Source organism: Sulfitobacter sp. EE-36 (assembly GCF_000152605.1).
Taxonomy (GTDB): Bacteria; Pseudomonadota; Alphaproteobacteria; order Rhodobacterales; family Rhodobacteraceae; genus Sulfitobacter; species Sulfitobacter pontiacus.
The window spans coordinates 2,507,083-2,524,514 of the sequence record NZ_CH959310.1 but is presented as its reverse complement, the minus strand read 5'-3'; the positions used below and the strand labels follow the sequence as shown (position 1 = coordinate 2,524,514).

Sequence of the window (17,432 nt, the reverse complement as noted above, 5' to 3'; positions counted from 1 at the left end):
CCTTTCTGCGGCGCGGTGTGGGGGGCAGCTATTTAGGACCAGCTATTTAGGGCCAGCTAATTGGGGGGTCTCCCATGGTAGAAACCGACACTGATCTTGCCGCCTTGATCGGCAGCCGCATCTGTCATGACTTGATATCGCCGGTGGGCGCGATCAACAATGGGCTTGAGCTGCTTTTGATGTCGGGCATGAATATGAGCCCCGAAGTCGCGCTGATCGATGAAAGCGTGCGCAACGCCAGTGCGCGGCTGCGGTTCTTTCGCGTGGCTTTCGGCTCGGGCGACGCGCAGCCTGTCCCTGCCCAAGAGACCAGCGGTATCCTGCGTGATCTTTATGCGCAGTCCAAATGGCAGGTATCCTGGCCCGACGGCGTTGCCGCGCCGCGCAACGCGCTGCGGATGGTGTTCCTGAGCCTGCTGTGTCTGGAAACGGGGATGCCCTACGGTGGGCAGATCAACATAGACCACCGCGATGCGGGATGGGACATCACCGGCACGGCCGACCGGCTAAGCATCAACGCTGCGCTTTGGGGCGTGCTGGCGGGGCAGTCTCGGGCAGAGCGTCTAACAGCATCGCAGGTGCAGTTCGGACTGTTGCCCGCCATCGTGAAAGACAGCGGGCAACAGTTAACATCCATCGTGACAGAAACGACCATCACCCTCGGGATCACGGCTTAGCTGCGCACAGCCCCATCGCCGCGCACCAGATACTTGAAGCTGGTCAGCTGCTCGGCACCGACGGGCCCGCGCGCGTGCATTTTGCCGGTGGCGATCCCGATTTCGGCACCCATCCCAAACTCTCCACCATCGGCGAATTGGGTGGAAGCATTGTGCATCAGGATCGCAGAATCCAGCCGCGTCATGAATTTGGTCGCCGCCGCATCGTCTTCGGTGATGATGCAATCGGTGTGGTTCGAGCCGTAGGTGCGGATATGGGTGATCGCGTCGTCGATGCTGCCCACGGTTTTTGCCGCGATGATCATATCAAGGTATTCATGACCCCAATCATCCGCCGTGGCCGGCACGGTGCCTTCGATCTCGGTCAGCGCGCCATCGGCGCGCACTTCGACGCCAGCGTCCAGCAGCGCCTTGATCACGCCCTTGCCAATCGTCCGCGCCACTTTTTCATGGATCAGCAGACATTCAGCCGAGCCGCAGATGCCGGTGCGGCGGGTCTTGGCGTTCAGAACAACCTTCAAAACCTTCTCGGGGTCGGCGTTTTCATCGATATAGATGTGCACGATGCCTTCGAGGTGGGCAAAGACCGGCACCCGCGCTTCGCGCTGAACCAGCCCGACCAGCCCCTTGCCGCCGCGCGGGACGATCACATCAATCGTGTCGGTCATGGTCAGCATCTCGCTCACCGCGGCGCGGTCGCGCGTGGGCACCAGCTGGATTGAATCCGCGGGCAGATCAGCGGCCTCGAGCCCCTGTTGCAAGGCCGCATGGATCGCGCGCGAGGAATGGAAGCTTTCGGAGCCGCCCCGCAGGATCACGGCATTACCCGCCTTGAGGCAAAGCGCACCGGCATCCGCGGTCACATTCGGGCGCGATTCATAGATCACGCCGATGACACCCAAAGGCGTGCGCACGCGCTGGATGTTCAGGCCCGTCGGCTGATCCCATTCGGTCAGCACCTGCCCCACGGGATCATCCTGTGCGGCGATGCTGCGCAGGCTGTCGGCGATGGCACTGATGCGCGCATCATCCAGCAAGAGCCGGTCCATCATTGCGTCAGAGAGCCCCTTGTCGCGGCCAAACTCCAGATCTTTGGCGTTCGCGTCCAGAATATCGGCGCTGCTGGCCATCAGCGCGTCGGCGGCTTTTTCAAGCGCGGTCTGCTTTTGGTCGGCACTGGCAAAGCCCAATGTCGCGGCGGCGGCTTTGGCGCGCGCGCCAATATCCGCCATCAACGCGGGAATGTCGTCTGTCTGTGTCATATCCAAGGTCATAACCTAATTACTGCTTTTTTGTCATTTCGGGTTGCCCTCTACCTAAAGCCTTCGGCGAGGATTTTAAACCATTTGGACGTCAGGAAAGCGCAAGATCGTCCCGATGGATCAAAGCAGCACGTCCCGGCGCGCCCAGAATGGCCTCGATCTCCGAGGATTGACGACCTTTGATCAGCTCTGCCTCTGCCGAGGTATAGCGTGTCAGCCCGTGCCCGATGGGGCGCCCATCTGGGGCCAGCAGCGCGACGGAGTCGCCGCGCCCGAAAGGGCCGGAAACAGCGGTGACACCGGCGGGCAAAAGCGACTTGCCCTTGGACATGGCAGCCACTGCACCGGCATCCAATGTGACGCTGCCGCGCGGTTTGAGTGCCGTAATCCATTGTTTGCGCGCGGTTTGGGGGTCGGATTGCGCGGTGAACCAAGTGGCGTTGGCCCCGTTTTCGAGGGTCAGCAAAGGCCGCAACGGTGATCCTTCGGAGATGGCCATAGCGCAGCCCGCAGCAGTCGCGGTTTTCGCGGCCATCAGCTTTGTCTTCATGCCGCCCTTGGACAGGCCAGAGCCCGCATCGCCCGCCTGCGCCTCGATTTCTGGGGTAATCGTGTCGATCACCTCATAGCGGATGGCATCGGGGTCGTCATTGGGATTGGCGGAATAGAAACCATCCACATCCGACAGCAGGATCAACCGGTCGGCTGCCACGGTCACGGCGATCTGCGCCGCGAGCCGGTCATTGTCGCCAAAGCGAATCTCGTCCGTGGCGACGGTGTCATTCTCGTTGACGATGGGTACCGCCCCCATGGACAACAGCTGCTCCATCGTGGCGCGGCTGTTGAGATACCGCCGACGATCCGCGCTGTCTTCCAGGGTGACAAGCACCTGCGCGGCGGTGATCCCGTAGGGTTCCAGCGCCTCTTCATAGGCGCGGGCGAGACGGATTTGCCCCACCGCCGCCGCGGCTTGGGATTGTTCCAGCGCAAGCGTGGTTGCCGGCAGCCCAAGCACACCACGCCCCAATGCGATGGAGCCCGAAGACACCAGCACCACATCCTTGCCCTGCCCCTTGAGCCACGCCACATCCTGCGCGAGACTTTGCAGCCAATCGCGGCGAAGCTGGCCGGTGGCCCGATCGACGAGCAGCGCCGAGCCGATTTTTACAACGATACGGGTGCCGTCGCTTAGGGTTGCCAAGGTGCCTCTTCTTCATCTTCGGACCGGAAACGCAGCCGATCGTCGTCAATCTGGCCACGCAAAGCCCGCAGCACCTCGGTGACCCCTTCGCGGGCGACGCCAGACATCATCATGACCTCTGCGCCGCAGGCTTTTTCCAATTCCTCGCGGGCGGTTACGCGATCATCTTCATCCAGTGCATCAATTTTATTCAGCACGGTGATCCGCGGTTTATCCGCCAGCTCGCCGCCATAGGCTTCGAGTTCGTTGATGATGGTCTGGTAATCTTCGGCAATGGTGTTTGACGTGCCATCAATCAGGTGGAGCAGCACCGCGCAGCGTTCGACATGGCCCAGAAACAGATCGCCCAGACCGCGCCCTTCGGACGCGCCTTCGATCAGGCCGGGGATATCGGCGACGACGAATTCGGTATTATCCACCCCCACAACGCCCAGATTGGGGTGCAGTGTGGTAAACGGGTAATCGGCAATCTTCGGCCGCGCGTTCGATGTCGCGGCGAGGAAAGTCGATTTGCCCGCGTTCGGCAGGCCGAGCAGACCCACATCCGCGATCAGCTTGAGACGCAGCCACAGCGTGCGGTCCACGCCTTCCTGTCCGGGATTGGCACGGCGCGGTGCCTGGTTCGTCGCGGATTTAAAATGCAGGTTCCCCCAGCCGCCGTTGCCGCCCCGCGCCAGTTCGACGCGCTGGCCAAGCTCTGTCATATCGGCCAGCACGGTTTCCTGATCCTCATCAAGGATCTCTGTGCCCACGGGGACGCGCAGGATGATGTCATCGCCATCCTTGCCGGTGCGCTGCTTGCCCATGCCGGGCTGGCCGTTCTTGGCAAAGAAGTGCTGCTGGTAGCGGAAGTCGATCAGCGTGTTCAGCCCGTCGACGGCTTCGGCCCAGACCGATCCGCCCGACCCGCCGTCCCCGCCATCGGGACCACCGTATTCAATGTATTTTTCGCGCCGGAAAGACACGCAACCGCCCCCGCCTGCGCCAGAGCGGATATAGACTTTGCACAGGTCAAGAAACTTCATCAAAAGGGCCTTTCGGGGCACGTGTGGTCATAGTTTATGGCTATACGTCCAGGTTGGTACGCAGGTCTCGCGCGCCAGACAATAGGTTTCCGCATTGCCAAGATAGCGGAAGCCCGCATTTGTCAACACTTTGGCAGAGGCAGGGTTGTCGCGAAACACCGAGGCGAACATATTTTTGTTGCGCAGGGGATTGGCCTGCACCAGCGCCTGTACGGCCTCGGACGCCAGATGCGTGTTCCAGAACGCCGGGGCAACCCAATAGCCGACTTCGGATTGATCGCGGTCCATCCGGATGAGGGAAATCACGCCCATCACCTCGGAGCCGCCGGTTTTCAGCCCGTCCATGACCCAGACATCTTCTGTCCGGGGGGTGCTTGTGGCACGGGTGATGAAGCTTTCGATCACGCCGGGCGGTAGCGGGTGCGGAATGGATGCGGTGCGCATCGCAACCCGTGGATCGCTGGCATAATGTTCGATCATCCCACGATCCGACATGCGCACAGGGCGCAGGTCAAACCGTTCTGTTTCAATCACTTGCTGTTGCGACACTGTTAAATCTTCCATCGTTATGTCCCTCCTCCGAACAGCACGAACAAGACAGAGGCCACCGTCAAAGCGGCCAAGGTCCACATCAAATATTTCTCCCAAACGGTGCCGGCGACCGTCTTTGCGATCCCCGCACCGGCCAGCGTCCACAAGGGGTGCAGCACGATCTGGCATCCCAGCAGCACGGCGGCCACCGTGGCCGTCGCCGCCAGCGCAGGCGTTCCAGGCGCGATGAAGGCCGTGAAGCTGCCCACGATCATCGCCCAGGCCTTGGGGTTCAGCGGGTGGACGATCAGCCCGGCCAGAAAGCCCGGTGCGGCCTCGGTTCGTGCGCCCTGCCCCAACCGCAGGTTCGCAACCTTCCACGCCAGCCAGATGATATAGGCGGCAGAGGCGAATTTCAGCGCGACGAAAACCGCCGGCGCGCGGTCGGCCAGTTGCATCAACCCGAAACCCACTGGCCAGATCACCAGCTGTTTGCCAAGTGCCACGCCCGCGACAAAAGGCAATGCCGCGCGAAAGCCGAAGCGCGCGCCAGTGGCCATCAGCGCCATATTCGCGGGTCCGGGTGTGCCGATCTGGCTTGCAGCGAAGACGATAAAGGATGTCAGGGCGACGCTCATGACTGGCTCTTCTTCTTGCGCTTTTGCCGCGGCTTGGCGTCATAGACGGGCGGAACATAATCAGGTTTGATTAGCCCGAACAACAGGTTGTCGTGCCATTCGCCCCCCAGAAAAGACGACTGCCGCGCGCGCCCTTCGGCGGCAAAGCCGACTTTGGTGAAACAGGCCGCAGCGCGTTCGTTGATGTCGAGCACACGGGCCGAGAGGCGGTGCAGCGACAGCGAGCCAAAGGCGTGGGCCGCAAGCAGATGCAGCGCGCGTGTCCCCAACCCCTTGCCCAGTTTCTTGGGGGCGAGAATGCCGATCGCGACATCGGCGCTGGCGTCCCACGGACGCAGACTGTGCAGGCGCAGCGCACCGATCATCTTGCCGCGATGTTCGATGACCCAGGCCAGCGGTTCAACCAGCTGCGTTTCATACCAACGTTCGGCCAGCGCCTTGGTCATCACCGGTACGGCGTTCAGCTCTGCCCCGAACATGTGGTGGATCTCGGGCGTGTTTCCAAGCTTGAACCGGGCGTCGATGTCACGGTGTTCGGGCGCGCGCAGACGGATGGTGCCATCGCTCAGCGCGGGGCGGTTTGATCGTGACATAACGGCCCCTCCCTTCCTGGGTGAACACTGGGCGATAAAATGGAAAAGGGACCGGCGTTTCCGCCGATCCCTAAATTTTCAAACCTCTCGGGTGCGGCTTATTCTGCGGCTTCTGCCGCTGGCAGGACCGAGATAAACGTACGGTTCTTCAGCCCCTTGTGGAACTGGACCTTGCCGTCAACGGTTGCGAAGATCGTGTGATCCTTGCCCATGCCAACGCCTTCAGCGGGCCAGTACTTTGTACCGCGCTGACGCACCAGAATGTTGCCGGGAATGACAGCTTCGCCGCCATATTTTTTCACGCCAAGACGACGACCTGCTGAGTCGCGGCCGTTACGGGATGAGCCGCCTGCTTTTTTATGTGCCATTGGTGTCTCTCCTTAGCCTTTTGCGAGTTCTTTGGCCTGTGCGATCCAGTCTTCACGACCGACGCGACCTTTGAACGACAGTTTCTCTTCGATAGCTTCGACGTCAGCGTCTGTCCAAGCAGCGATCTGTGCGAAGGTTGTGATGCCTTCACCGTTCAGCTTGCCAACGATGACGGGGCCAACACCGGAGATCTTGCTCAGATCGTCGGCACCTTCGGCTGCGGGTGCAGCTTTAGCCTTCTTCGCCTTGGCAGGCTTGGCCGATTTCTCTTCGGCCTGATTGTTCTTCACGCGCTTGGCCATTTCGGCCTGATCGGTTTTGTTCAGCGCATAACGCTCTTCCATGGCTGTCACGGCAGCAGCGCTGACGGAACCGGTTCCGATGGCCGCTTTGACGTCGGATTTATCCGCGCCGGACGACAGGATCTCGCCGATTTTGACCAGTGTCAGCTTTTGACGGTGGCCTTTGGTACGCTTGGAAGAGTGCTTCCGGCGGCGCTTGACGAAGTGAATGACTTTCTCGCCCTTGATCTGATCGACGACCTCGGCTTGAACGCCGGCCCCTGCGACCAAAGGAGCACCCAGCTTGGGGGAATCGCCGCCCAGCATGAGAACTTCGTTGAATTGGACTGTTTCGCCCGCGTCAGCAGCCAAACGTTCTACCCGCAGCATATCGCCGGATTGAACTTTGTACTGCTTGCCGCCTGTCTTGATGACCGCAAACATGCGTCTTCCTTTACTGTTTCCGCATCCTGTGGTCCCCGTTCGGGAGTTTGTCGGGCCTTGGCCCACCTCGGACAGCGCATCCCGTTTCGGGATGTTCATGAAATAACAAAGGCACCCGAAACGGGCACCCTTAGGTTGAGGCTTGCCGTATGATGCACCGCCCCCCTGATGTCAAGGGCCAGCACGGGCCTCGCGGGACTTATCGCAAAGGCGGTGCGGCCGGCTATAGTTCCTCGGCCACCATGTTCAACGCAACTGCGCGACCAAGTGCATAGGACACGTCTTCGTACGCGGCGCCAAAGCCTTCGAACAGCGCTGTGTTCAGGCTGCGCCCCGCATCGCTTTGCGCAAAGGCGATATAGCGGTCGAGCTCTGTATCCTCCAGCGGAGAATACGCCAGCAGCAGATAGCCATAAAGCCAGCCGCGCGTGTCTTGCGCGATCTCTTCTTGCTGCTGCGCCACGTCGGCCAGCATCTCGGCCTCTGTCATTTGCAGCGCGTTGCCATCTGCCATCCCGCGCATGAATTGAAAGTTGGAATTCATCGCGGCGGTAACATTGCGATCGATCATATCGCCACTGTCAATCAATGTGGTGATCTGCCCCAGACGTGGGTCGTCACTGCCCTCAAGGTCATGGAACCCTGCACGGGCGGCGTCTTCCACCTCGGGGTCGGTGATAGCGGCGCGGGCCTCGTTCTCGAGCGTGATGATCCTTGCGCCCGTGTCTTGCGCGAAAAAGGCAATGACATCCTCGCGGGCCTGACCTTGCAAGCCCGCATCCAATGCCCCGCGCAGGGTTTCGACGATCCGTTCGGGGTTGTAGATGGCACGCACCTGCAGCGCCCACCCCGCGCCGCCCTGCCCGCCCAGCATATCGCGATCAAGCGTTTCCGCGTTCTCCAACCCCTCGCGCTGCAAAATCTCGGCCAGTTCACCAAGACGCAGGACATCCACCAGCACGGTTGACCGCGCGTCGGCCCAAAGCGGCAGCGCCAGCATCCACAGGCCAGCAGCAAGAACAAGGGCGCGCATGGTTACAGGTCCTGACTGGGTTGCATGGTGCCAAGCCGCTGTGCGACCTCTTCAAACCGGTTCGCCATGATCTCGAACTGCACGGCGTTCATCAGCGCGTAGACCTCCTGCATCTGCGGATCTTCCAGCGCCTTGGCATAGACCAGTACCTCTTCATCCGAAAACGCCTGATAGGTATAGGCCGCCCCCGCCAGCGCGTTCTCTTTGATAGAGGCGCGCATCTCGGGCTCTTGCGCGCGCATCGCTTCGCGCAGGTCGGGCTCTTCCATCTGTAATTCGATCACGCCCGCCCCCGCCGCTGCCATCAGGAACCGGATCTGCACCTCTTGCAGCGCCTTGATCGAGCTATCCTCGACATCGCTTGCCCCGTTCAGACGCGCCAACAGATCCACACGCGGAGAATCGATCCCGCGCAGCCCGTTCAGGATCGCATCGCCCGCCTCTGCCTTCGCGGCATCGTCTTCCTCCATATGCGACGCGTTTTCGGCGGCCACCAGGCGTCGGCCCAGATCGCTGGCATAGAAATCCGACGCATGTTCCAGCGCATCATCGCTGAGCGCCTGCGCCAGAATACCGGCCCCCATGTCCAGCATCAAATCCGTCTCGAATACCTCGCGCACCAGACGCGACCATTCAGAGCCGAAGGCATCCGCATCAATCCCCAGCATTTGCGGCGCGGAATCAGCAGACAGCCGGATGCTTTCAAGGGCGATATCAAACCCTGTGACTTCCAGAAATGCATCGACCCTTTCCCTGTCGGCGGCCCGCGCCATCGGTGCAATCAGCGATACCATGACCGCCAATCCAAAACATAAAGTTAACGGCAAACGGGACAGTCGGCGCATCAGGGCATTCCTTTCAAGTTGATCCACCCCAAGAGCTTATGCGAAATCCATCTGTCAGCAATGAAATTCCCCGTGTCCGCGAAAACTGGCCTAGCCCCCCTTGCCACCCCGTAAAATCCATCCTAAACGGACGCACCACACCGATGCGGAGAGGTGCCGGAGTGGTCGAACGGGGCGGTCTCGAAAACCGTTGAGCCTTCACGGGTTCCCAGGGTTCGAATCCCTGTCTCTCCGCCATTTCACCCTGACAGTTGAGGCTCACCCCTTACGGGACAAGCCGTCGCCTTGGTCGCACGCCCCTGTGGAGCGGTGCGCTGTCAAAATTCGCGATCAGGGTCGAGATGCTGCACCCGTCCGCGTTAAAAATCTCCCGGCGCGCATTGCAGACAGGCAAGCCCCTCGGCACGCCATGCGTCAACGACCGAACTGCGATCATCGATGACCAGCCAGGGGGCCAGCCCGTCCGCTTGCATTTGCGCCAGCGCTTGACGTTTGACCTCCGGATCGCTTGCGGCGTCCTGATCCTTGGCGCGCAGGTAAACGCCGTCGAAGGGCAGTTCGTGCTTGTGCAGCCAGGCGATCGTGTGTTCCGCCCAACCGTCAGGGCGGCCCGAGCAGATGACGATCGTCTCTCCGCTTTGCTTCAGGCGGCGCATCAGTTTGGCTATGGGTGCAATCAGCGGGGCGTCGGCCATCGCCATGTGGAAGGCATCCCATTGCTTCTCGACGCCATGCACCAGATGACCCAGCTTTGCCGCGTCGAACTCGGCCAGAGTGCCGTCGACGTCGAATACCACGCAAGGTGTCAGGGGGGCGGATGTCATAGCTCTTTCTCCTCAAGAAATGTGCCCGACCGCTGAAACAGGATCGGGATGGCGTTTGGCGGGCGTGTGCCCGCGTCATGGGGTGTCCACAGCACGCGCGCGGCGCGGATGATACCGGAATGGCAGACCAGCACCGGAAGGTGGCCGGCGGGTGTGGCGGCACAGGCCGCGTGGATCGCGCCTGCGACACGATCAAGCATGGCGGGCCAGCTTTCGCCGCCTTCGGGGGTGTCTTCGCGTATGGGTTGCTGCGACAGCGGCTGCCCCTCGAACGCCCCCCAATCGCGTTCGCGCAACGCGGAAATCACGGTAAAACCGCGCTGCGGAAAGGCGAGCTTGCACGTTTCTCGCGCCCGTGCGGCGGGGCTGGCGAAAAGCGTGACCGGCTGCGGCCAGCGACGACGGGCCAGCGCGCGCGCCTGATCGCGGCCACGGGCGGTCAGCGCGACATCGGTCACCCCTGCGATAATGCTTTGCGCATTGGCGGTCGTCTCGCCGTGGCGGATCAGGCAAAAGTCCGAGGGCGGAAGCGCAGCCACCCTCACAGGCGCACCGGATCATGCATGAAAACCTCGACGCCCAGATCCTCGATCAAATAGTCTTCTGGCTGTGTGCAGAAGGCTGGCGCAAAGCGTTTCGCGCCAAGCCGTTCCAGCATACGCACCTGATCACGCAGCGGCGGGTGTACGTTCCAGCGTTGGAAATATCCCCCCGGCACGCTGCAGATGCCGCGGGCATGGGCGGTCATATGGCCGGTAAAAACCACATGCGCGTCGCGCCCCAAACGGCCGCTTTCATGCCAGGCGCGCACATAGCCCCAGGCGGCACCGCCATCGGCATTGGGGGTGTCGCAGACCAGAAAACGCGCCTCGTCCAGCGGGCCGCGCGCCAGCAGCGGGGCGATCTTGGCCGCATCCACGCCAAGCGTGCCGCTGCGCAGACCCGTCGCCAGCACCGCCTGACATTCAGGGTCCAGCATGACGCTGGCGTGACCATAGCGCCGGATCAGGTGCAAGGCCATTTCGCCCGCCCTGCCCGATGGCGGCACTGGCAAAAGCACCTGCCCTTCAAGCCTGTCCAGCAAGGCGTCAAGTGCTGCAAATCTTTCGGTCTGGGGCACATCGTCAAGCTGGTAGGAACAATCCAGGATCGCCGTTGCCGCGGGCGGCGGAAGATCCAGCGGGAACCAGTCGGATTCCTCGGACCAATCGCCCGAATAGAACAGCCCCTCGCCCAAGGCGAAATGCATCCAGACACCGCCCATGGCGTGCCCGTTGCGCCCCGTGGTCAGCTGCACGCCGTCGATCACAGATACCCCCCGTTCGGGCAGAAGGTTGACCTTGGCGGCAGGGGGCAGCGCCTTGGCGGTTTGCGCAGTGGCATAGATCGGCAGCCCCGCCTCTACCGCATAGATCGCCCCGCCGATGTGGTCGATATGGTCGTGGGTGATAAAGACCGCATCCGCGCCCTTCAGCCAGCGCGGGTCAAAATGGGCGTGGGCCTCGGGGCCAAAGCCGCAGTCCAGCAGCCAGCGCCGATTGCCCGTGTTCAATTGCATGCATGCGGGGCCCTTGTCCCCGATGCCGGAAAGTACTCTTACGCTTTGCATTTATTCCTCGGAGAATGCCCATGGGGTGGTGATCGTCAGGCCAAGCTGCATGCCGACATCAAACCGTGCCCGTGTTTCAGCCAGCAGGCGCGTGCCACAGTCCGCGACGGTTTCCAGAAGGTATTTGCCGCCCAGATAGGTCACCCGCGCCACTTTGGCGCGCAGGTCGCCGGTTTCGCTGATGGTCAGGTTTTCCGGGCGCAGGCAGACATGGCTTGGCAGGTCATCCCCGCTTTGCACCGCGATCCGCGTGCCCAGGACATGGCCGTGCAGGGCGCTATCGCTCTTTTCGACCCCGCGCATGGGCACCACCGTGCCGCGCCCGACGAATTCGGCGACAAAGCGGTTCCTGGGGCGTTCATACAGCGTTTGAGGCGTGTCGAACTGCTGGATGCGGCCCTTGTCCATCACGGCGATGCGGTCGGCCATGGCCATCGCCTCTGACTGATCGTGGGTGACATAGACCATCGTCGCGCCGGTGCGCTTGTGGAAATCGGTGAACACCGTTTGCATCGACGCCCGCAGCGCCACATCAAGGTTGGCCAGCGGTTCGTCCAGCAGCACCGCATCGGGGTGCGACACCAGACAGCGCGCCAAAGCGACCCGCTGACGCTGCCCGCCCGACAGTTCGGAGGGCATCCGGTCGGCATAGTCCGTCAGCCCCGTCGCCTGTAACGCCTGATCGGTCTGCGCGGTGATTTCGGCCTTGGAAAAACGCCGGATCTCCAGCGGATAGGACACATTGCGCCGCACGTTCATATGGGGCCAAAGCGCGTAGGACTGGAACACGAAACCGATGTTACGATCCTCGGGCGGGACCATGCGGTTGCCGGCCACATGTGCGACCTCGCGCGGGCCGATGGAAATCTGCCCCGTCGTCGGCATCTCGAACCCCGCAAGCAGGCGCAGCAGCGTGGTCTTGCCGCAGCCCGACGGCCCCAGCAGGGCGACGAATTCGCCATCCTTGAACGTGGTGGTGATGTCATGCAGCGCGGGGGCGCCGGCGAATGATTTGCCAAGCGCGGACAGGCTTATGTCTGCCATGGGACTACTCCTTTGGGGAAACGTCGGGACATCAGCTGCACCAGCACCATCAGCGCCATAACCACCAGTACGATGGTCATCGCCAGCGCGCTGGCCATTGCGGTCTCGCCGCTGTCATCCAGATTGAAAATGACCACGCCCAACGTCTCGGTCCCCGAGGACCAGAGCAGCGCGGAAACCGTGAGCTCGTTAAACGCGGTGAGAAACACAAGGATCGCCCCAGCCGCCGCCGCCGGAGCCGAGAGCGGCACGATCACATCGCGCAGCCGCTGGAACAGCGATGCCCCCACCGATTGCGCGGCTTCGCCCATGGCAGGCTCCAACTGCTTGAGGCTCGCTTGCACGGGGCGGAACATCACCGCAAAGAACCGCGCCAGATAGGCCAAGAAGATGATCCAGATCGTGCCGTAAAGCGTCGCATCGGTGAACGGCAGCTTGATCAGCAGCAGGATCATCGCAATCGACAACACCACTCCGGGCAAGGCATAGGGCAGATCCAGCAGGCTATCGAACAGCCGCGACAGCCGCGTCGGGTTCCGCTCCATCAGCCACGCCAGCGGCAGGCAGAGCAGCATGAGCACAACCGCCGCGCCGATTGCCAGACCAAAGGAGTTCGCAAAGGCCCGCGTCGTGACGGGCTGGCGCAGCAGGACCTCGGTCCACGCCTGAAGGGTTACGGTGTCAAGCCGCAGTGGCACGCCATAGGCAGGCACCAGCGACGTCGCCAGCAGGCCGAACATGGGCAGCACAAGGATCGTGCAGACCACGGCCCATAGCAACACCTCGACCGGCAGACGCGCCGCCCCAAGCGGGATCGCCAAGGGGCGCGAGGTGGCCCCCACCAGATAGACCCGTTGGCGCGATTGGAAGAACCGTTGCGTCAGGATGCCCGTTACAGCCACCGCACCGATCAGCATGGCGAGAATCGATACCTCGGCCAGCACGCTGGTGCCCATGCCCGCCAGCTTTTGGTAAACCAGTGTCGGCAGGGTCGCATAGCCCGCCGGAATACCCAGCATCGCGGGAATGCCAAAGTTGCCAAGGGCGGTGACAAAGGTGATCGCCGTTCCCGCGGCCAAACTGGGCAGGGTCAAGGGCATGACCACCTGCCACCACGTGCGCAGCCCCCGCGCGCCACTGATGCGCGCCGCCTCTACCACCTCTTGCGGGATGGCGCGCAGACCTGCACGCAGGGTCAGGAAAATGATCGACATATGCTGGATGCCCAGCAACAGAATGATACCTTGCGCCGAATAAAGCGGCTGCGGCGACCCCAGTGGCGGTGCCAGCCCCAAGGTCTTGAGCAACACCGACGACGGCCCCATGATCTGGGTCCAGGACAGCGCAGTAATCTGGGGCGGGATCATCATCGGGATCATCAGGCAGAACACCAGCGCCGCCTTGGCGCGCAGATCGGTCAGCGCCACCAGAAACGCAAAGGCAGACCCCAGAACCACCGAGACCAAGGTGCCAAACCCTGCGGTCACCAGCGAATGCTTCAGCGCGCTCAGCGTCGATGGCTGGCGCAGCACCTCGCCCGCGAGCGACAGGCCAACCGCGCCCTGATCCGTCACGCCTTCGACAAACAGGCGCAGCACCGGCGCAAGGGTCAGGCTGATCGCCACAATCAAAATGGTAGAGAGCAGCCACCCCTCGGACCGGCTGCCCCCGTTTTTTGTCAGAACGCCCATTACTCGGCGCCAAACAGCTCTGTGAATTTGGCCTTGTTGGCTTCGGCGTCCTTCAACGCGGTCGCGGGATCGAAATCCATCAGTTTGATGTCTTCGCGCGCAGGGAAACCGGCGGGCACGCCCATGCCGTCGCGTGCGGGGATATAGCCCATCTCAAGCACCACATCCTGACCTTCCGCGCTGAGCAGGAAATCGACGAACTTCTGTGCGCCTTCGACGTTCTTGGCGGTCGACATGATCGCCACAGGCTCGGTCACATAGGATACGCCTTCGGTCGGGAAGACGAATTCGACAGGCGACCCTTCGGCCTTGTTGCGGATCGCGAGGAAGTCGACGACCATGCCATAAGGTTTCTCGCCCGAGGCCACGGCCTTGAACGTGCCGCCGTTGCCGCCTTGGGCGCGGGCGTCGTTTTCCGCCAGTTGTTCGTAATAGCCCCAGCCAAGGCTGTCATCGCCGGTCAGGGTTGCCAGATGGATCAGCGCAGCGCCGGAATACAGCGGGGATGGCATCGCCACCTGCCCTTTCAGAGCCGCATCGCTCAGGTCGTTCCACGATGTCGGAGCCGTCTCGACGCCGGTGTTATAGACGATGCCTGTCGTGATCAGCTTGGTCGAGTGATAGAAGCCGTCGGCAGAATAAAGCGCGCTGTCATAATTGGCAGCCTCGGGGGATTGGTAGGCGGTCAGCAGACCTTCTTGGGCCATGCCCTCCAGCGTCACGGTGTCGGCGATCAGCAGCACGTCGGGCTGCGGGTTGCCTGCCTCGATCTCGGCGCGCAGACGGGCCATCAGTTTGGTCGTGCCGTCGCGGACCCATTCGACATCGGTATCGGGGTTGGCGGCTTTGAAGGCGTCCACAGTCTGCTGCGCATCTGCATTGGGCTGCGAGGTGTAAAGTGTGATGGTATCTGCAAGGGCCGTGCTGGCCATCAGGGCAAAAGCGGTGGTGGTGAGGATGGTTTTCATGGGGCTCTCCTGAAAAGGTAGCTTTCGTACGAAAGCATTTCACGCTCGCCTTATTCCCATCTTACGCTACAGATTTATGACATTTGCGTAACATATTTAATTATATTGCGCCGTGAACGGGGTCGCTCTAGGGTCCGGCTAACCTTGAGTTGTTTTCGAAGGAAAATAGATGGCGCGACCTACTCTGACCGACCGGCGCGACAGGATCATTGCGCTGCTGTCGCAGAACGACGCTTTGTCCCCTGCCGAACTATCGCAGCATCTGGACGTTTCGGTGCAGACCATCCGCGCCGATCTGCGCGACCTTGATGACGCGGCACTGGTGCAGCGCCGCAAGGGAAAGGTGCAGCTGCGCCAGCAAAGCGAGAATATCGGCTACCTGCCCCGCGAAACCATCGCGCGACAGGAGAAACAGCGCATCGCCTTGGCGGTCAAGAACCTGATCCCCGATGGCGCACGGGTGGCGCTTGGGACGGGGACAACGGTCGAGCATTGCGCGCGGTTTCTGTCGTCGCACAAAGACCTGTTCGTCGCGACCAATAGCATCCACGCGGTGTGCGCCCTGCAGAATGCCGCGGGCGTGATGGTGGAGCTGGCGGGCGGCAACGTACGGATGCGCGATCTGGATCTGATCGGCGCTGCAGCGCTGGCGTTTTTCGCGGGTTACCGCATGGATTACGCGGTGTTCAGCTGTGGCGGGCTGTCGGGGTCGGGCGCGGTGATGGACTATAACTCGGACGAGGTGCTGGCGCGCAAGGCGATTGCGGGCTGCGCCAAGACAACGATCCTGGTGGCCGATCAGGGCAAGGCGGAGTTGGACCTTGCCTGCCAGCACGGGGAGATCTGGGCCTATGATTACCTTGTCACAGGGGCCGCGCTGTCGCCCGATCTGCTGTCCCGCGCCGCCGCCCATGGGTGCACGGTGATCAAGGTCTGATCCCTACCCCGTGACACGCCGTAGAAAGGATTGGGTGCGCGGGTCTTTGGGCGCATCAAGCAGTTCTGCCGGTGGGCCCTGTTCGACAATCCGCCCCTCGTCCATAAAGACGATCCGATCCGCAATCTCGCGCGCGAACTGGATCTCGTGCGTGACGATCAGCATGGTCTGTCGTTTCTCGGCCACGCGCCGCATGAGGTCGAGCACCTCTCCCACCCATTCGGGGTCCAGCGCCGAGGTCGGTTCGTCAAACAGCATCAGATCCGCATCCAGCGCCATCGCGCGGCCGATGCCCACCCGTTGCTGCTGGCCGCCCGACAGTGCAGCGGGGTAGCTGTCGGCTTTCTCGAACAGACCGGTTTCGCGCAGCGTCGCATCGGCACGGGCGTTAGCCTCGGCCTTGCTATAGCCCTGAACGGTGATCAGCGCCTGAGTGATATTCTCGCGCGCGGTCTTGTTGGCAAACAGTGCGTAGTTCTGGAACACGAAGGACGTGCGCCGCCGCAGCGCCAGAATATCGGCGCGTTTCGCCGTAGCTGCATCGACAGACATATCGCCAATACGGATAATGCCCGCGTCAGGCGCGTCAAGAAAGTTCAGGCAGCGCAGCAAGGTGGACTTCCCCGTACCCGACGGCCCGATGATCACCACCCGTTCGCCTTGGGCAATATCAAGCGAGATGTCTTTCAGCACGGCGGTGCTGCCAAAGGATTTGGTCAGGCAGGATATGGTAATCCCGTCACCCGTCGCCCTGCCCGTCTCTGGAATGCTTCGTGTATCGGTCATCGCGCATGTGCCTTGTTCAGATAGACCTCTAGGTGACGCTGTGCGAAGGCCAATGTCTCGACCATGACCCAATAGATCGCGGCGACGACGAGAAAGGCTTCGAAGTAGAGGAAGCTGCCCGCCGCCTCTTTCTGGGTCGCCCCCATCAGTTCGGTCACGCCAAGGGTAAAGGCCAGCGAGGTGCCTTTGATCATATCGATAAAGTAGTTCACCAAAGTCGGTGCCGCGACCCGCGAGGCCTGAGGCAGAATAATCTGGCGCATCATCTGGCCTTGGGTCATGCCAACAGCCTGCGCGGCCTCCCACTGGCTGCGGTCCACACCCAGAATGGCGGCGCGGATGCTTTCCGCCATATAGGCCGAGAAATGCAGCGTCAGCCCCATGATGGTCGCGGTGACGCCGTCGATCTTGCCCAGAAAACTCAGGACTTGCGGCAGGCCGTAGTAGAACAGGAACAACTGCACCAACAACGGCGTGCCGCGAAAGAAGCTGATGAACAGCCGCACAAAAACGTCGAGGACCGGAACCCGAAACACCCGTTCAACCGCGAGCACAGAGGCCAGCACCAATGCGCAGACCATGCCCACAAACGCCATGAACAGCGTCAGCGGGACATAGCCCAGCAACACAGGCAGCAGGCCCCACATATATTCGAAATCCAGTCCCCGCATCTT

General features: G+C 61.9%; 20 protein-coding genes and 1 tRNA gene. 3 read left to right on the top strand and 18 right to left on the bottom strand.

Annotated features, from left to right (window positions below):
• Positions 1 to 74: 74 nt before the first annotated feature.
• Complete coding sequence (locus EE36_RS14810; protein ID WP_005853585.1) at positions 75 to 677, top strand: histidine phosphotransferase family protein; 603 nt, start codon at positions 75 to 77, stop codon at positions 675 to 677.
• On the opposite strand, the gene EE36_RS14805 is transcribed toward EE36_RS14810, so the two are convergent.
• The 10 genes from EE36_RS14805 to EE36_RS14760 form a co-directional block, all read right to left on the bottom strand.
• Complete coding sequence (locus EE36_RS14805) at positions 674 to 1,951, bottom strand: glutamate-5-semialdehyde dehydrogenase (RefSeq protein WP_005853583.1); 1,278 nt, start codon at positions 1,949 to 1,951, stop codon at positions 674 to 676. The two genes, EE36_RS14810 and EE36_RS14805, sit on opposite strands and share 4 nt — an antisense overlap.
• Positions 1,952 to 2,030: 79 nt before the next feature.
• Positions 2,031 to 3,140 (bottom strand): glutamate 5-kinase, encoded by a 1,110-nt coding sequence (proB, locus tag EE36_RS14800; RefSeq protein WP_005853581.1) that lies wholly within the window; start codon positions 3,138 to 3,140, stop codon positions 2,031 to 2,033.
• Positions 3,128 to 4,165, bottom strand: a complete 1,038-nt coding sequence (gene obgE, locus EE36_RS14795) for a GTPase ObgE (RefSeq protein ID WP_005853579.1) — start codon at positions 4,163 to 4,165, stop codon at positions 3,128 to 3,130. Before obgE ends, proB begins: the two co-directional genes overlap by 13 nt.
• A gap of 27 nt (positions 4,166 to 4,192) precedes the next feature.
• Positions 4,193 to 4,729: a GNAT family N-acetyltransferase gene (locus EE36_RS14790; RefSeq protein WP_005853576.1), complete on the bottom strand. Its 537-nt coding sequence runs from the start codon at positions 4,727 to 4,729 to the stop codon at positions 4,193 to 4,195.
• Between the two features lie 2 nt (positions 4,730 to 4,731).
• The gene (locus EE36_RS14785) at positions 4,732 to 5,334 is read right to left on the bottom strand and encodes a LysE family translocator (protein WP_005853574.1); all 603 of its coding nucleotides are present in this window, start codon (positions 5,332 to 5,334) and stop codon (positions 4,732 to 4,734) included.
• Positions 5,331 to 5,927, bottom strand: a complete 597-nt coding sequence (locus EE36_RS14780) for a GNAT family N-acetyltransferase (RefSeq protein ID WP_005853573.1) — start codon at positions 5,925 to 5,927, stop codon at positions 5,331 to 5,333. The genes EE36_RS14785 and EE36_RS14780 overlap by 4 nt, the downstream gene beginning before the upstream one ends.
• 98 nt (positions 5,928 to 6,025) lie before the next feature.
• Positions 6,026 to 6,295 carry a 50S ribosomal protein L27 gene (rpmA, locus tag EE36_RS14775; RefSeq protein ID WP_005853571.1) on the bottom strand — a complete coding sequence of 90 codons (270 nt, stop codon included), beginning with the start codon at positions 6,293 to 6,295 and terminating at the stop codon, positions 6,026 to 6,028.
• Positions 6,296 to 6,307: 12 nt separating this feature from the next.
• Positions 6,308 to 7,021, bottom strand: a complete 714-nt coding sequence (locus EE36_RS14770; RefSeq protein ID WP_005853569.1) for a 50S ribosomal protein L21 — start codon at positions 7,019 to 7,021, stop codon at positions 6,308 to 6,310.
• A 223-nt stretch (positions 7,022 to 7,244) separates the two neighbouring features.
• The gene (locus EE36_RS14765) at positions 7,245 to 8,054 is read right to left on the bottom strand and encodes a hypothetical protein (protein ID WP_005853567.1); all 810 of its coding nucleotides are present in this window, start codon (positions 8,052 to 8,054) and stop codon (positions 7,245 to 7,247) included.
• A 2-nt stretch (positions 8,055 to 8,056) separates the two neighbouring features.
• Positions 8,057 to 8,848 (bottom strand): DUF2059 domain-containing protein, encoded by a 792-nt coding sequence (locus tag EE36_RS14760; RefSeq protein WP_156785591.1) that lies wholly within the window; start codon positions 8,846 to 8,848, stop codon positions 8,057 to 8,059.
• A 198-nt stretch (positions 8,849 to 9,046) separates the two neighbouring features.
• Between EE36_RS14760 and EE36_RS14755 the strand changes: the two genes are divergently transcribed.
• A tRNA-Ser gene (locus EE36_RS14755) sits at positions 9,047 to 9,136 on the top strand.
• Positions 9,137 to 9,258: 122 nt separating this feature from the next.
• Here the strand turns inward: EE36_RS14755 and EE36_RS14750 are convergent.
• The 6 genes from EE36_RS14750 to EE36_RS14725 are packed head-to-tail and all read right to left on the bottom strand — an operon-like array spanning position 9,259 to position 15,035.
• Complete coding sequence (locus tag EE36_RS14750) at positions 9,259 to 9,723, bottom strand: HAD family acid phosphatase (RefSeq protein ID WP_005853563.1); 465 nt, start codon at positions 9,721 to 9,723, stop codon at positions 9,259 to 9,261.
• On the bottom strand, positions 9,720 to 10,262 hold the full coding sequence (locus tag EE36_RS14745) for a histidine phosphatase family protein (protein WP_005853562.1): 543 nt from the start codon (positions 10,260 to 10,262) through the stop codon (positions 9,720 to 9,722). The genes EE36_RS14750 and EE36_RS14745 overlap by 4 nt, the downstream gene beginning before the upstream one ends.
• A gap of 2 nt (positions 10,263 to 10,264) precedes the next feature.
• Positions 10,265 to 11,281 (bottom strand): MBL fold metallo-hydrolase, encoded by a 1,017-nt coding sequence (locus EE36_RS14740; RefSeq protein ID WP_005853561.1) that lies wholly within the window; start codon positions 11,279 to 11,281, stop codon positions 10,265 to 10,267.
• Between the two features lie 51 nt (positions 11,282 to 11,332).
• A complete protein-coding gene (locus EE36_RS14735; RefSeq protein ID WP_005853560.1) occupies positions 11,333 to 12,376 on the bottom strand; it encodes an ABC transporter ATP-binding protein in 1,044 nt (347 codons plus the stop codon).
• Entirely contained in the window at positions 12,364 to 14,067 is a 1,704-nt protein-coding gene (locus EE36_RS14730) for an iron ABC transporter permease (protein ID WP_005853559.1), read from the bottom strand. The genes EE36_RS14735 and EE36_RS14730 overlap by 13 nt, the downstream gene beginning before the upstream one ends.
• Positions 14,067 to 15,035: an ABC transporter substrate-binding protein gene (locus tag EE36_RS14725; RefSeq protein WP_005853558.1), complete on the bottom strand. Its 969-nt coding sequence runs from the start codon at positions 15,033 to 15,035 to the stop codon at positions 14,067 to 14,069. Before EE36_RS14725 ends, EE36_RS14730 begins: the two co-directional genes overlap by 1 nt.
• 169 nt (positions 15,036 to 15,204) lie before the next feature.
• Between EE36_RS14725 and EE36_RS14720 the strand changes: the two genes are divergently transcribed.
• The gene (locus tag EE36_RS14720) at positions 15,205 to 15,972 is read left to right on the top strand and encodes a DeoR/GlpR family DNA-binding transcription regulator (RefSeq protein WP_005853557.1); all 768 of its coding nucleotides are present in this window, start codon (positions 15,205 to 15,207) and stop codon (positions 15,970 to 15,972) included.
• 3 nt (positions 15,973 to 15,975) lie between these two features.
• Here EE36_RS14720 and EE36_RS14715 read toward each other — a convergent pair whose 3' ends face one another.
• Together EE36_RS14715 and EE36_RS14710 are read right to left on the bottom strand one after the other, a co-directional pair.
• A complete protein-coding gene (locus EE36_RS14715) occupies positions 15,976 to 16,758 on the bottom strand; it encodes an amino acid ABC transporter ATP-binding protein (protein ID WP_005853556.1) in 783 nt (260 codons plus the stop codon).
• Positions 16,755 to 17,429 carry an amino acid ABC transporter permease gene (locus EE36_RS14710; protein ID WP_005853555.1) on the bottom strand — a complete coding sequence of 225 codons (675 nt, stop codon included), beginning with the start codon at positions 17,427 to 17,429 and terminating at the stop codon, positions 16,755 to 16,757. Before EE36_RS14710 ends, EE36_RS14715 begins: the two co-directional genes overlap by 4 nt.
• Between the last annotated feature and the right edge of the window lie 3 nt (positions 17,430 to 17,432).

Coding starts and splice junctions, on each gene's coding strand:
- EE36_RS14810 (WP_005853585.1), top strand. CDS start 75: ATGGTAGAAACCGACACTGATCTTGCCGCCTTGATCGGCAGCCGCATC.
- EE36_RS14805 (WP_005853583.1), bottom strand. CDS start 1,951: ATGACCTTGGATATGACACAGACAGACGACATTCCCGCGTTGATGGCG.
- obgE (WP_005853579.1), bottom strand. CDS start 4,165: ATGAAGTTTCTTGACCTGTGCAAAGTCTATATCCGCTCTGGCGCAGGC.
- EE36_RS14790 (WP_005853576.1), bottom strand. CDS start 4,729: ATGGAAGATTTAACAGTGTCGCAACAGCAAGTGATTGAAACAGAACGG.
- EE36_RS14785 (WP_005853574.1), bottom strand. CDS start 5,334: ATGAGCGTCGCCCTGACATCCTTTATCGTCTTCGCTGCAAGCCAGATC.
- EE36_RS14780 (WP_005853573.1), bottom strand. CDS start 5,927: ATGTCACGATCAAACCGCCCCGCGCTGAGCGATGGCACCATCCGTCTG.
- rpmA (WP_005853571.1), bottom strand. CDS start 6,295: ATGGCACATAAAAAAGCAGGCGGCTCATCCCGTAACGGCCGCGACTCA.
- EE36_RS14770 (WP_005853569.1), bottom strand. CDS start 7,021: ATGTTTGCGGTCATCAAGACAGGCGGCAAGCAGTACAAAGTTCAATCC.
- EE36_RS14765 (WP_005853567.1), bottom strand. CDS start 8,054: ATGCGCGCCCTTGTTCTTGCTGCTGGCCTGTGGATGCTGGCGCTGCCG.
- EE36_RS14760 (WP_156785591.1), bottom strand. CDS start 8,848: ATGGTATCGCTGATTGCACCGATGGCGCGGGCCGCCGACAGGGAAAGG.
- EE36_RS14750 (WP_005853563.1), bottom strand. CDS start 9,723: ATGACATCCGCCCCCCTGACACCTTGCGTGGTATTCGACGTCGACGGC.
- EE36_RS14740 (WP_005853561.1), bottom strand. CDS start 11,281: ATGCAATTGAACACGGGCAATCGGCGCTGGCTGCTGGACTGCGGCTTT.
- EE36_RS14735 (WP_005853560.1), bottom strand. CDS start 12,376: ATGGCAGACATAAGCCTGTCCGCGCTTGGCAAATCATTCGCCGGCGCC.
- EE36_RS14730 (WP_005853559.1), bottom strand. CDS start 14,067: ATGGGCGTTCTGACAAAAAACGGGGGCAGCCGGTCCGAGGGGTGGCTG.
- EE36_RS14725 (WP_005853558.1), bottom strand. CDS start 15,035: ATGAAAACCATCCTCACCACCACCGCTTTTGCCCTGATGGCCAGCACG.
- EE36_RS14720 (WP_005853557.1), top strand. CDS start 15,205: ATGGCGCGACCTACTCTGACCGACCGGCGCGACAGGATCATTGCGCTG.
- EE36_RS14715 (WP_005853556.1), bottom strand. CDS start 16,758: ATGACCGATACACGAAGCATTCCAGAGACGGGCAGGGCGACGGGTGAC.
- EE36_RS14710 (WP_005853555.1), bottom strand. CDS start 17,429: ATGCGGGGACTGGATTTCGAATATATGTGGGGCCTGCTGCCTGTGTTG.